The organism is Corynebacterium sp. HMSC06D04, assembly GCF_001807315.1.
Taxonomy (GTDB): Bacteria; Actinomycetota; Actinomycetes; order Mycobacteriales; family Mycobacteriaceae; genus Corynebacterium; species Corynebacterium simulans.
On record NZ_KV788561.1, the window covers coordinates 37,553 to 49,033 of the forward strand.

Genomic DNA, 11,481 nt, shown 5'->3' on the forward strand with positions numbered 1-11,481 from the left:
GTCGTGGCAAACAAGTGCGCTACCTGCCGCGAGTGGTTCGCCTGCACGCGGACGAGTACTTTCTGCCCTTCTAGAAGGAAGAAAGCTGCGAAACCTGGGACTGTGCCTGGGAGAAGAGATCCTGGATGATCTTGTTGATGTCCGGAATGCGGAAGACCTGCGGGCCAACCGGCACATCAACCGTAGGCTGACCCGGAACCACACCAACCGAAATTACGTTTGCTGGGGCAGGTGCTGGTTTTGGAGCTGGAGCTGGGGCTGGTTTTGGAGCCGGAGCGCCACCATTTAGACCACAACGCGCGATCGCCTCATCCGCGCGCGCGATGGCATCGCGGATTTCGCCACCACGCGGGTGGAAATTAGCAGCGGCGAGCGCCTGGGACTTCTTGGAGTTGTAGTCGGAAGCGTTGGTGTAATAGCGGCTTGCCTGATCGCAGGAGATCTGGCCCGCAGGAACCTTCGCGAGGTAGTCATCCACCATGTCGGCGGAGGCGGCTGGGGTGGCAAGGGAAACGGTGATTGCGGTGGCTGCAGTCAACAGTGCGGACTTACGTACTTTGCTCATGCAGGCCATTGTGCCATGAAAGTGCAGTAAGTGGAAGGTTTACTCGGCCAAGGACAGCATCTTCAACATATCGCTCTGTGCTGCTCATGACCGCAATCTAACAATGCTTCTCGCGTAGTGCAGGGGTTTTCAGAAGCGGTGCGAGTTCAACGTGAGGTTCGGCCAAATCTACCCATGCGTACTCGGCAATCTCCGCTGCAATGTTTGGGATGACAGGGGATGGATAGCTGAAGACATCTGCAATGACCTCATGATTTTCCTCGTTGGCGGCGGCTGCGCGGAAGGTGCCGCGTGGGCTAAGTAGGGCACCATCAAGCGTGACGCCAATTTCCTCTCCTACCTCGCGCACTGCAGCTTGGAGGGGCGTTTCGTCGGGGTCTGGTTTACCACCCGGAAACTGAAACGCGGTGGTGTTTTTCTTTCGCACGCAAAGGACATGGCCTTCTGAGTTGTGGAAAATGACAGCGCTTACGTGAATTTCTTGTGTTGGCATGGAGACGAGCTTATCAGGACATGAAGTAACCCCCTTCCAATATGTAGTACATGTGCTATCTTCTTTAGTGAGAATTGAACCGAAGGGAGTGTAATGACTCGAGTAATTGAAATCGACGGCCTGGCTTTCTCCTATGGTGCGAAGAAAGTTCTGGGCGGAGTGGACTTGCATGTTGACCCCGGCGAGGTGGTGTGCTTGCTTGGCCCAAACGGTGTGGGAAAGACCACGCTGCTGGAAAACATTGTGGGCACGTTGACTCCAACTACCGGCAGGGTTCGTGTTTTCGGGCAGGACCCTCGCAGGGTAAAGGCCGGGTTCTGGTCTCGTGTGGGTTTGGTTCAGCAGAATTGGTCCGACCACCCCAAGTGGCGCGTTAAAGACCAGTTGGCATGGGTTGCGGGCATCCATGAAACCCACTCACCGGCAGCAATGGGGGTTGAGCAGGCGCTTGAGTTGGTGTCTTTAGGGGATAAGGAAAATCAGAAGATTTCGAGCCTGTCCGGTGGCGAGCGGCGTCGCCTAGATTTTGCGGCAGCGCTCATCGGTGGGCCTGAGTTGTTACTCCTAGATGAGCCGACGACGGGGCTCGATCCGGTCTCGAAGACACAAATGCACGACGTGATTATGGACCACGTGGATCGTTCCACCACGGTCCTTATGACCACCCATGACCTTGCAGAAGCTGAAAAGCTCGCCAGCAGAATCATCATCTTGGGTGAGGGAAAAGTCCTAGCAAACGGCAGCCCTATGCAGCTGCGCTCAGCACATTTGGGAACTGCGGAGGTCTCGTGGGTTGCAGATGGGGTGCGCAACGTTCATGCCACGGAAACGCCAGAGAAATTTCTGCAGAGCCTTCCTCTTAGTTCCATCTCTGAATTAACCGTGACGCGTCCGACGCTAGAGGATGCCTACCTTTCCATCGTGAAAAAGAATGGGGAACAGTAATGAAAATCTTCAAAGCAGCCCTCCGCCAGGCGGCAAGTGACATTCGGCCGCAGCTTGTAGGCGTCGGAGCGTTCATGGTGTTCGCGCCCGTTCTGTTTATCGTGGTGATGGTTCGCCAAAGCTCGCAGGAGATGATTGAGCAAACTTCGACTTCGTCGGTAATTCTCGCTGGTTTGGTCGGCAGCTTTTCGACGTTCGTGATAATGCAGATTGCTGCCGAGTTCTATAGCGACAGATTAGGCGGCGCCTTAGTGCGCGCGCGAATGTTGCCTAATGGCTCGTGGGTGTGGGCAATCGGCAAGACAATCTCTTGTGTAAGCGTCGTATTCATCATGCAGGCAGTACTGCTCTTTGCCGCACTTTTTATCTTGCCGAACCTAGAAATTTCATGGGGTCGTATTGTTCCCATGCTGGGCATCGCTTTGCTCTCGAATCTAGCCGCAGCACCTTTGGGGCTGGTGCTCGGTGCGTTCATGCGTGGGACATATTCACAGCTTGTCGGTTATGCCATCGTCATAGCGCTGTTTTCTACCAGCGGCAGCTTTATCTCCTTGGCTGACGTTCCTCGCTGGATACAGATTCCGCAGCTCATCCTGCCCTTCTACTGGTCCGGACACCTATCGCGGTGGATCTCGGATAATCCTGCGCAGTGGGAGTACGGCGGAGAATTCACCCCTGTGCTAGCTGTGGGGGTTCTTCTTACTTGGATCATCGTTGGATTTATAGTTGTTATTGCCTTGCTACGCTATAGCTTCCGCAAGGAGACTTTTGGCTCCCTCGCCAATATCCAATCCAAGACTCGGGCCCAAATCGGAATTTAGAAATGACTGAAGACATAGTTCACAACCGCATCGCTGTGATGCGTACTGACCGGCGAATCAGCCGGCGTGAACTCGCCGAGGCCCTAGGCATTCACTATCAGACGATTGGGTACCTAGAGCGCGGCGAGTCTGCACCGTCGTTGCATCTTGCTTTGCGTATTGCGCAGTATTTTGGAGTGTCGGTGGAATCCGTTTTTTCCTTGGATGAATTCCCGCCGTTGTCTTAGCGGTTTGCCACCTTATTCACTTGCTTTTCCATGAGCTGGCGGAGTGCTTGCTCATCGTGCGAGCTGACGCTGACGACGGCGCCGTCGACAAGCGCGTGCGCCACGAATTCGCTCTCGCCAGGTTCACCGACTAGCGGGTTCCCAGCGTTCTCGATGGTTACCTTTGCGGCCTGCAGGTTCTCGGCGCCTTCTATCTGCAAATCGAGCGGTGTGGTGGAGTAATCGCTGACGATTCCGCTGACGTCATTGGAAAAGGAAGCACATTCAGCGAGGTCAGCGGGGAAGGGGAGCGTCTCTGGGTTCGTGCTGAGAGAGACCGTGGCATTGATATCCCCAGCGCTGAAATCGGCGGCGGAGAATGTATCCGGATTCTTGTAGATCTTGGCGATGAAATCCATCGCTGAGGTGGCAAGCGGTGCGCATTGCTCGGGGGTCGTGGTCTTTTCGGAGTCGCTGGAGACGAGGTCCTCGGTGAGAGCTTGGTCTTCGGTGCTCATTAGCTCGTTGATGTTTGAGTATTCGTATCCTTCTGGCGCATCTTCTGCGGAGAGAATGTGATCGTGGGCGGAAACTGGCGGCTTTGGTGCTGCGGGTTCTTGCTGGGAGCAACCAGAAAGAAGTGCGGCGATAAGAATGAAAGAGATCTTTTTCATGCAAAAATTATAAATGGAATTTTTGTTTTAAGTAGAGATCCAGATATTCACTGAAATCAAGGCAACAAGCACGATGATTCCGCCAATGAGGTTTGTTCGCAGCGGTTCTTGTTCAACCTCGCTCCACCGGCCGCGGAAGATGAAACCCATCGGGGCGAAGGTGAGCACGCCGAAGTCGGAAATGCCGACGAGGATTTTTCGCCGATACTCAGCGATACGTTACTGACAGCAACATAAAGTAGCTGCAGAGCACACATCGCTGCGGTGCCAATGAGCCACGGCCAGAATGCCATTGCCCACTGGGCTTTGCGGTCATCCCCGGCGAAGCGCTTGATGTACGGCGCAAAGTGCCAAGCGGTGGCGAACATGCCTGCCACACCCACCGCGCACATGACTAATTGCACCCATGCGGGCCAACCGAGTGCATCCACAACCGTTGCTGTGTCACCAGCGCCAGCGGGCGTGATGACGAAATAACACACGCCTTCCATGATGGAAGCAAAGCTGAACCAGATCCACACCAGGCGTCTCGGTTGTAGCAGCGAGCAGATGATACCGCTGAGCAGGCTAAAGATAGGCCCCGCGGCAGCAATCAAAGCGGTGTGCGGGTCATGGTTGTAACTAGCTCTTTATCTCCTCCTTTAAAGCAACGGCCTGCTCATGGGCCTGGCGACGCCTACTTGCGATGGCCTGCGCGAAAGTTTGCGCCCAGTTTTTCTCAGCGATGGGCCCGGTGGGCTCGGTGGCTTTCCACGTCCCATCTTCGAAGAGCCAGAAGATATCCCCGGTGTATGGGTCCATGATGTAGAAGGCTGTGCCATCCGTCTTGATGTTGTGGTGGTGTTGGCACAGGCAAGCAAGATTTGCGGGGGTTGTTGGGCCACCGTCGGCGAAGTTGATGCGGTGGTCCGTCTGGCATTTATAGGCCGGATGGTTGCAGCCCGGGTAGCGGCAGGTGCCGTCGCGGCCTTCGACGTATTTTCGAATGTTCGCCGGAGTGGTGTAGCTCTTGCTCTCGGCGTATGGGTCGACCTCGTGGACCTCCGAAGGGGAAACGGGAGTACGGGACCAACCATGGCCTTGGATGAAGGTTGGCGCGCCGGGGATGTCAGTTGCTTGGTAGGTGTGCAGGATAACCTTTGGCTGGGCCTCGCCGAGGATGAGGCGCGTCATGGCCTGAGCGAGTGGAATCTGCTCGGCCTCGGCGAAGGTGCGTACCGCCTGGTCGACGCTCGCGATGGTTTCTGGATCTGCTTCCAGCGTTACGGAGAATGGGTCGGTGCTGTATCGACCACGGCGGCGCGTATCTTGCAGGGCAATCGTGTCATCTTCGGCGCTAATGAGCTCATTGAGTTTGCGCTTGATATTTGCTTGCGTGGGCGGGACTTGGTTCGCACGCTTTGGAGTGAGGTACTTGGTGATGCCTGCGTCGATGCGGGCGAGGGCGTCGGCAAGCGGTTCCCCAAGCTTGTCTAAGGACTCGTTGATGGCGATAAGCCGATCTAAATCTAGGTGGAGGTAGCGCTCTTGGAGAGCATGTAGTTCTGGCATGGATTCGAGGCGATCTAAAGCCATGAAAATTTTGGATATGCGCGTAGGGCTAACGCCGGTGGCAGAAAACATTCTCTGCACCGCGAGCTCAATTTCGTTATCGAATTCCGGCAGATGCTCGCGCCAGAAGCGCAGCTCTGCATGCCGGATTTGTGCGGCGGCTTGGGCTATTTCGTCTTCGGGGTTGGTGTGAGAGTGGTAGGGCACTTTCATAGCAAGAGGTTCCTCACCGTTAAAGTGTTTCGAACTAACTTACGAATAACACTTTAAAACATGCCCCGGACACGGCTTGACGACGCCGACTTTTCCCAGGTAGTGACCTACTTTTCGGAAGAAAGGAACCGCGTTACAAGTGAGTCATAAGCGCGCACTGTAAGCTCCAAATCCTCGAGATAAAGGTGCTCGTCGTGGCTGTGTAGCTGGGAGTTGGCGCTCGCCATATCGCGGGCTTCGGCATGCATGGCAAAGCCATAGGCGTTGCCGCCCATACGGCGCGCGAAACGCAGATCGGAACCACCCGTGGCATGGACTGGAACCACATCTTTATCGGGGAAGAACTCTTTGGAGGTTGCCTCAATCGCGTGCCAGAGCTTCGTATCGGTGGAAGATTGCGTGGCGTCTTCCGTAATCAGGTGCTCGATTTCTACCTCGTCAGCAAGATCTCCTAGTGCCTCGCGCAGAAAGTCATCGAGCTCATCCTGGGTCTGGCCTGGGAAGGGGCGGATATCCATCTCCAGGTAGGCGTGGGAAGGCAGCACGTTGATTGCGCCGCCAGCACGTAGGACGGTCTCGGCGATGGTGGTGTGGCTAAACGCGTGAGCGTAGGCGGCAAGATCGCCGAACTTCGAGTAATCGCCGGTACCTGCAATTAGTGCCGCCTCTGTTTCTGGATCGAACTTGAAGGTCTTGACGAATCCCTCCCAGATCTCATTCGAAGCAACGGGCGGTTCAGCAGCGGCGATGCGGCGTGCGACCTCGCCGATCTTCAAAATTGCAAAGTCCTTGCCATAGGGCGTGGATCCGTGGCCGGCGTCGCCATGCACGTGGATGCGGCGCTGGCCGGCGCCCTTTTCGCCCACATTAAAGCCCACCGCGTCGGGTAGGTGGCTGCCGCCGGTCTCGGACAGGCAGTTCTTCCACGAAAACGCATCCGGGTGCTGCTCCGACATGAACTTCACGCCGAGCCCGCCGCGGGCTTCTTCGTCGGCCATGCCTACGAATGCAAGGGTGCCGCCCGGGTTGCCCTCCTGGGCAATCTTGCGGGTGACCGCCGCCATGGAGGCGGTAATAAAGAGCATGTCGACGGCGCCGCGGCCGTAGAGCTTGCCGTCTTCAATGAGGGCGTCGAAAGGCGGCTTGGTCCACTTCGGCTCGTCAACGGGAACCACATCCGTGTGTCCCATGAGGGTAAGCGGCTCTTTTTCTGGATCGCCTGGGACGGTGACAACGATGCTTACGCGCGAGGGGTGGGATTCATAACGCGCGATGGAGACGTCGGTGCCCGCGAAGAACTTCTCCAAGGTGTCGGCGTTGCGCACCTCGTTGCCGGAGTCCGGCGTGAGGTCATTGACGCAGGCATTGCGGATGAGTTCTTGCAGTAGTTCCAGGGTGTCGTCGTAAAGCGTCATGCGTTTAAGGGTAGTCGCCGGGTGAAATTTCGGTTCTTTTAACAAAAATTGAACGACGTTCAAGTACGCTGCTCTCCATGAGCATTATCGATATCGCCCGTGATAAAGCCCTAGGCCAGGGAATTGGTCTCAGCCAAGAAGAATTGCTGGAAGTGCTGCAGGTTCCGGATGAGCAGCTCGAGGAAATCGCAGACATTGCGCACCAGACCCGCCTGAAGTGGTGTGGCCCGGATGTTTCCGTGGAGGGAATCATCTCGATTAAGACCGGCGGTTGCCCGGAGGATTGTCATTTCTGCTCACAGTCCGGTCTTTTTGAATCCCCGGTGCGTGCGGCCCGCCTGAACATTCCGGAGTTGGTGGAGGCCGCCAAGAAGACCGCCAAGACTGGTGCGACGGAGTTTTGCATCGTTGCCGCTGTAAAGTCGCCGGATGAGAACTTGCTTTCCCAGGTCGCGGAGGCAATCCCAGCGATTTTGGATGAAGTCGATATCGAGATTTCTTGTTCCCTTGGCACGCTGACCCGCGAACAGGCGCAGCGCCTGAAGGACATGGGTGCCCAGCGCTATAACCACAACTTGGAGACCTCCCGTTCCTTTTTCCCCAACGTGGTGACTACGCATACCTGGGATGAACGCAAGGAGACCCTGGAGAACGTGCGCGCGGTGGGCATGGAAGTATGCTCCGGCGGCATCATCGGTATGGGCGAGTCCCTGGAGGATCGCGCCGAGTTCGCGTACCAGCTTGCGCAGCTAAACCCATGCGAGGTTCCGATGAACTTCCTCGACCCGCGCCCCGGCACCCCATTCGCGGATTACCCGCTGGTTCCGCTGGGTGAAGCGCTGCGCGCCGTTGCCGCTTTCCGCTTGGCGATGCCGGCTGTGACCTTGCGCTTTGCAGGCGGCCGCGAGCTTTCGCTTGGCGACGACGGCACGGAGAAGGGTCTGCTCGGCGGCATCAACGCGATCATTGCGGGCAACTACCTGACCACGCTTGGCCGTCAGATTGAAAAGGACGTCGACATGCTGGGCCGCATCGATCTTCCGATCAAGGCTCTGTAATGGATGAGTTGGCTGCTGCCGTATTGGCAGGGGAGGAGCCAATCTTCCATCCGAATACCGGCGAGCCGTTTAAAGACGCGCACCTGCATCCAGCGGCGGCCGCCGGCTTGGACGTGCCGCGTTTTTGCCAGATCTGTGGCCGCCGCATGGTGGCGCAGGTCCGACCCGATGGATGGAGCACGAAGTGTTCGCGCCACGGAGAGTTGGATTCGGATTGGCTCTACGTGGAGACGCTTCCCTAGCTTGGCCCGAGTTGTCCTAAATTGGAGGCATGGATCCCGCCGTTGAATTAGCCCACAAGCCCGCGTTGCGTTCTATTGAGCGCGTCGTCACGGAGACCGCGGAACCGACGCAGCCAGGGCTTGCGCTTAGCGACGTCGCCAAGCAACTGCGTGCAGGTGGCGTCATGGTGCTCACGGGGGCGGGGGTGTCCACGGAGTCGGGCGTGCCGGATTGTCGCGGCCCGAAAGGTTCGTTGAGCGGGCATCGACCCATGACTTACCAGGAGTTTCGGTACGATCCCGCGGCCTCGCACCGCTACTGGGCGCGTGCCTTTGTGGGCTGGCGCGTGATGGATGCTGCGCGCCCGAATCGCACGCACTACGCCTTGGTGGAGCTCGAGCGCGCCGGGCTGCTCAGTGGGCTTGTCACGCAGAACGTCGATGGCCTCCACAAGGAGGCGGGGCAGAAAAATGTCGTTGCCTTGCACGGTGACATGAAGCACGTGGTTTGCCTGAACTGCGGGAACGTGGAAGAGCGCGAGCTTTTCGACGTCCGCGCGGAGACCCTCAACCCGGGCTTTTTAGCGCGCTGGGGGGTCAGCGAGGACCAGGTCAACCCGGACGGTGACGTGGCGCTTTCGCAGGAGGCCGTCGATGAGTTTGTGATGCCGCCCTGCGTTGTGTGCGGCTCACTGCTCCTCAAGCCGGACGTGGTCTACTTTGGGGAACCGGTTCCGGCCGCGAAGAAGGATGCGGCCTATGAGATTCTGGCTGGATCGCGCTCCCTGCTGGTGGTGGGCTCCTCGCTGGCCGTGATGAGCGGTTTCCGTTTTGTGCTCGACGCCAAGAAAGCGGGTAAGCGGGTATCCGTGATTAACGGTGGTCCGGGGCGTGGGGATAATCGTGTGGATACGCTGTGGCGGACGCAGGTTGGTCCGGCTTTTGACGAGCTGCTCGACGAGCTGTCCATATAGGGTTCAGTCCCGGCATAAACCAAATGATGAGTGCCGCAACGAGTGCACTGAGTACACCTACGTGAAGTAAGTACTTGACCGGCGTGAACCACCACGCCGCCAGCGTGCCCGCGATGATCAACAACCACAGGGAGGGGATGACGTAGCCGGATGCCACGGTGGTGTTTTCATACCAATTGAGGTTGGGGAAGCGCCCGCGTGCTTCCGCGCGGATGCGGCGCTGCGGTTTGTGCGTTTGAGCCACGGCGCAGAAAAGGACAAATGCGAGCCCAGCGGCCCCAACGATGAGGTTCCCGGTTGCTCCGCCGAATACGAGAGTGGCTACGGCCACGGCGATGGCGATGCGTTCGCCTACCGTGAGCGGTAGGCCGACTGCTGGATCTACATCGGGGTAAATGTTGCGGAAAGCGTCCACGGAGGGGGTGTTTTCTGTGGTCAAAGAGGGGTACACGGTTGACGCCTGCCTTTTAAGTTAGGTAAGTATAACATGCATTAAGTAAGCCTAGCCTATCTAAATCTCTTCGTTAAGGTGACTCACTCTCATGAAAAGAACCCTTCTTGCATGCCTTGCCTCCGCGTTCTTGGTTGCAGGTCCGGCCGCTGCGCTGACACCCCAAACAGCCCATGCGGCAGAAAACTGCACCTGGAACTGGGGAATTAAGCAATCATTCCGCAACTACATCAAAGGCAACATTGCACATGGTTCGTGGGGCGCAAATGGCATTGGTTTCACAGGTGATGAACGCGGTCAGGGTGCGTTTACCTTCACGCCGACAAAGGCCAGTGTGGAAGGGGACTCGGTGGTGATCCCCTTCAACGGAAACCTCAGTTTCAAGGGGCACAACGGCGTCCTTGACATGAACTTGTCCGACTTCCAAGTCCACGCCTCGGGAAACCGCGCAGAGATCTCGGTGGACTACGTCTCTTACGAGCTCGATAGATCCGCCATGGCCCGAGGCCAGGAAATCCGGGGTGACAATGAAGTCATTGCGATTATTGACCTGCAGAATCCGGTCAAACCCGAGAGCGGCTCGGTCAACCTCACCGGCTCCACCACTTTGACGCAGGGCGGAAATCGCCTCTTCACCGGCTTCTACGAGCCCGGCGAAGCCTTGGATCCTTCCTCGGGAACCGTGGGCCTTGATGGTAGTTGCGCGGCAGGCAAAGGCACCGGCGATGTTCCAACGTCGATCACTGGTAAATTTACCGGCTTCAACAAAGAGGCCATGGCAATCCTGTCCGAGACTAACGACACCATGAATGGCATCACCACGTTCATGGGTAACACCGAGAAATTCTTGAGCCAGCTCAAGTCCTTTTATGGCGATTCCGCTGGTAATTCCGGTGGTACTGCGGCAGGCGGCTCCAACGGGGCATCGCACAGCGCAGCGCAAAAAGGTGGTGACACCAAGAGTACGGGTGCGTCTACAGCTTCCGGAAACGGAAGCCAGTCCGCAGGAACCAAGGCCGAAACGGGAACGCAGGCTGCAGGAGCTGCGGCTGCAGGAAGCGCTGGCAACGGGGACGAGAAGTGCGAGGCCACTGGCGTTACCCAAGCTAGCGCTGCATGGGGTGTAAAGAAGTCCTTCCAGTCCTACATCACTGGCTCGATTGCGCAGGGCCGCTGGGACCTTAACGCAGTGGGTTACGAAAATGAGCGCTTCACCTTTAACGGCAACTCCGGCGCTGTAAACGGGAACGCAGGCAGCATTCAGTACTCCGGCTCGATGCACTTTAGCGGTCACCACGGCAAACTCGATCTTAATATCTCCAATCTCGCGGTCACCTTCAACGGCAACTCCGGGCAGCTGATTGGTGACGTCAGCTCTTCCAACATGGAAGGCGAAAAGAAGGACTTTGGCCGAACCGTAATCGGTGATCTCAGCTTCAGCTCCCTCGACGTGGGAGAAAACTCCCTACAAGGTGAGGCGAGCGTGGCCCTGAGCGAGACCGGCTCCGAGGCTTTTGCTGGCTTCTATGAGCCAGGCACACAGCTGGATCCGCTCTCCATCAGTGCAGACCTAGGAGGCAGCGCAGATTGCGCTGCCGTCACAGGCGGTGGCTCTGGCGCCGCGGGCACCTCCGGCGGATCTAAATCCGGATCTACTGGTGCTGGCGCGGCAGGCAAGAACGCAGACGCAGCATCGCTGACAGGCGGCGAGTCGCAGGGCTACCAGGACGGATCTGGCAACTTCAAGATCAAGTCTGCCGCAGCGCAGGACAAGGGCTTTGAGTGGGGCGACTCCCGCACCTACCTGCTGCTGCTCATCGCCGGACTCGTGATCGCGGGCGGCTCTACCAGCCGCTTGGTCATGCAGAACCCGGTTTAACCAGCTTAAAAAGAG

Annotated in this window: 14 protein-coding genes; 7 read left to right on the forward strand and 7 right to left on the reverse strand. The window is 57.5% G+C overall.

Translation table 11 applies throughout. The features are described from left to right. Positions 1-70: 70 nt before the first annotated feature. Together HMPREF3155_RS11140 and HMPREF3155_RS11145 are read right to left on the reverse strand one after the other, a co-directional pair. On the reverse strand, positions 71-565 hold the full coding sequence (locus HMPREF3155_RS11140; RefSeq protein WP_148138242.1) for a hypothetical protein: 495 nt from the start codon (positions 563-565) through the stop codon (positions 71-73). A gap of 97 nt (positions 566-662) precedes the next feature. After that, a complete protein-coding gene (locus HMPREF3155_RS11145) occupies positions 663-1,058 on the reverse strand; it encodes an NUDIX hydrolase (protein WP_049151471.1) in 396 nt (131 codons plus the stop codon). Positions 1,059-1,151: 93 nt separating this feature from the next. Here HMPREF3155_RS11145 and HMPREF3155_RS11150 point away from each other — a divergent pair, with 93 nt between their 5' ends. Genes HMPREF3155_RS11150 through HMPREF3155_RS11160 form a run of 3 tightly spaced genes read left to right on the forward strand, consistent with a single transcriptional unit; the run spans position 1,152 to position 3,051 of the window. Beyond that, positions 1,152-2,003, forward strand: coding sequence for an ABC transporter ATP-binding protein (locus HMPREF3155_RS11150; RefSeq protein WP_049062478.1), 852 nt, complete (start codon positions 1,152-1,154; stop codon positions 2,001-2,003). Continuing rightward, positions 2,003-2,824: an ABC transporter permease gene (locus HMPREF3155_RS11155; protein WP_062036348.1), complete on the forward strand. Its 822-nt coding sequence runs from the start codon at positions 2,003-2,005 to the stop codon at positions 2,822-2,824. Before HMPREF3155_RS11150 ends, HMPREF3155_RS11155 begins: the two co-directional genes overlap by 1 nt. 2 nt (positions 2,825-2,826) lie before the next feature. Continuing rightward, positions 2,827-3,051 carry a helix-turn-helix transcriptional regulator gene (locus HMPREF3155_RS11160; protein WP_049062476.1) on the forward strand — a complete coding sequence of 75 codons (225 nt, stop codon included), beginning with the start codon at positions 2,827-2,829 and terminating at the stop codon, positions 3,049-3,051. On the opposite strand, the gene HMPREF3155_RS11165 is transcribed toward HMPREF3155_RS11160, so the two are convergent. The 4 genes from HMPREF3155_RS11165 to HMPREF3155_RS11175 all read right to left on the reverse strand — a co-directional run bounded on the left by HMPREF3155_RS11165 (position 3,048) and on the right by HMPREF3155_RS11175 (position 6,883). Beyond that, positions 3,048-3,704 (reverse strand): YdgH/BhsA/McbA family protein, encoded by a 657-nt coding sequence (locus tag HMPREF3155_RS11165; RefSeq protein ID WP_049062475.1) that lies wholly within the window; start codon positions 3,702-3,704, stop codon positions 3,048-3,050. The two genes, HMPREF3155_RS11160 and HMPREF3155_RS11165, sit on opposite strands and share 4 nt — an antisense overlap. 56 nt (positions 3,705-3,760) lie before the next feature. After that, positions 3,761-4,186: a hypothetical protein gene (locus HMPREF3155_RS12925; RefSeq protein ID WP_148138243.1), complete on the reverse strand. Its 426-nt coding sequence runs from the start codon at positions 4,184-4,186 to the stop codon at positions 3,761-3,763. A gap of 139 nt (positions 4,187-4,325) precedes the next feature. Further along, positions 4,326-5,468 (reverse strand): HNH endonuclease signature motif containing protein, encoded by a 1,143-nt coding sequence (locus HMPREF3155_RS11170; protein WP_070433340.1) that lies wholly within the window; start codon positions 5,466-5,468, stop codon positions 4,326-4,328. Between the two features lie 107 nt (positions 5,469-5,575). Next, complete coding sequence (locus tag HMPREF3155_RS11175) at positions 5,576-6,883, reverse strand: M20/M25/M40 family metallo-hydrolase (protein WP_062036344.1); 1,308 nt, start codon at positions 6,881-6,883, stop codon at positions 5,576-5,578. Between the two features lie 77 nt (positions 6,884-6,960). Between HMPREF3155_RS11175 and bioB the strand changes: the two genes are divergently transcribed. From bioB to HMPREF3155_RS11190, 3 genes are read left to right on the forward strand one after another with little or no spacing between them, the layout of a single operon-like run. Beyond that, positions 6,961-7,941 (forward strand): biotin synthase BioB, encoded by a 981-nt coding sequence (gene bioB / locus HMPREF3155_RS11180; protein ID WP_070433341.1) that lies wholly within the window; start codon positions 6,961-6,963, stop codon positions 7,939-7,941. Further along, positions 7,941-8,183 carry a biotin synthase auxiliary protein BsaP gene (locus HMPREF3155_RS11185; RefSeq protein WP_061919918.1) on the forward strand — a complete coding sequence of 81 codons (243 nt, stop codon included), beginning with the start codon at positions 7,941-7,943 and terminating at the stop codon, positions 8,181-8,183. The genes bioB and HMPREF3155_RS11185 overlap by 1 nt, the downstream gene beginning before the upstream one ends. 29 nt (positions 8,184-8,212) lie before the next feature. Next, positions 8,213-9,136: a Sir2 family NAD-dependent protein deacetylase gene (locus tag HMPREF3155_RS11190; protein ID WP_070433342.1), complete on the forward strand. Its 924-nt coding sequence runs from the start codon at positions 8,213-8,215 to the stop codon at positions 9,134-9,136. Here the strand turns inward: HMPREF3155_RS11190 and HMPREF3155_RS12930 are convergent. Then, complete coding sequence (locus HMPREF3155_RS12930; protein WP_141740995.1) at positions 9,036-9,587, reverse strand: hypothetical protein; 552 nt, start codon at positions 9,585-9,587, stop codon at positions 9,036-9,038. The genes HMPREF3155_RS11190 and HMPREF3155_RS12930 overlap by 101 nt on opposite strands. A 91-nt stretch (positions 9,588-9,678) precedes the next feature. Between HMPREF3155_RS12930 and HMPREF3155_RS11195 the strand changes: the two genes are divergently transcribed. After that, positions 9,679-11,466 (forward strand): HtaA domain-containing protein, encoded by a 1,788-nt coding sequence (locus HMPREF3155_RS11195; RefSeq protein WP_070433343.1) that lies wholly within the window; start codon positions 9,679-9,681, stop codon positions 11,464-11,466. Positions 11,467-11,481: the final 15 nt, after the last annotated feature.

Bases quoted from the DNA above. Each gene is read 5' to 3' on its own strand.
- HMPREF3155_RS11195 (WP_070433343.1), top strand. From the start codon at position 9,679: ATGAAAAGAACCCTTCTTGCATGCCTTGCCTCCGCGTTCTTGGTTGCA.
- HMPREF3155_RS11185 (WP_061919918.1), top strand. From the start codon at position 7,941: ATGGATGAGTTGGCTGCTGCCGTATTGGCAGGGGAGGAGCCAATCTTC.
- HMPREF3155_RS11165 (WP_049062475.1), bottom strand. From the start codon at position 3,704: ATGAAAAAGATCTCTTTCATTCTTATCGCCGCACTTCTTTCTGGTTGC.
- HMPREF3155_RS11140 (WP_148138242.1), bottom strand. From the start codon at position 565: ATGAGCAAAGTACGTAAGTCCGCACTGTTGACTGCAGCCACCGCAATC.
- HMPREF3155_RS11150 (WP_049062478.1), top strand. From the start codon at position 1,152: ATGACTCGAGTAATTGAAATCGACGGCCTGGCTTTCTCCTATGGTGCG.
- HMPREF3155_RS11155 (WP_062036348.1), top strand. From the start codon at position 2,003: ATGAAAATCTTCAAAGCAGCCCTCCGCCAGGCGGCAAGTGACATTCGG.
- HMPREF3155_RS11170 (WP_070433340.1), bottom strand. From the start codon at position 5,468: ATGAAAGTGCCCTACCACTCTCACACCAACCCCGAAGACGAAATAGCC.
- HMPREF3155_RS11190 (WP_070433342.1), top strand. From the start codon at position 8,213: ATGGATCCCGCCGTTGAATTAGCCCACAAGCCCGCGTTGCGTTCTATT.
- HMPREF3155_RS11160 (WP_049062476.1), top strand. From the start codon at position 2,827: ATGACTGAAGACATAGTTCACAACCGCATCGCTGTGATGCGTACTGAC.
- HMPREF3155_RS11175 (WP_062036344.1), bottom strand. From the start codon at position 6,883: ATGACGCTTTACGACGACACCCTGGAACTACTGCAAGAACTCATCCGC.
- bioB (WP_070433341.1), top strand. From the start codon at position 6,961: ATGAGCATTATCGATATCGCCCGTGATAAAGCCCTAGGCCAGGGAATT.
- HMPREF3155_RS11145 (WP_049151471.1), bottom strand. From the start codon at position 1,058: ATGCCAACACAAGAAATTCACGTAAGCGCTGTCATTTTCCACAACTCA.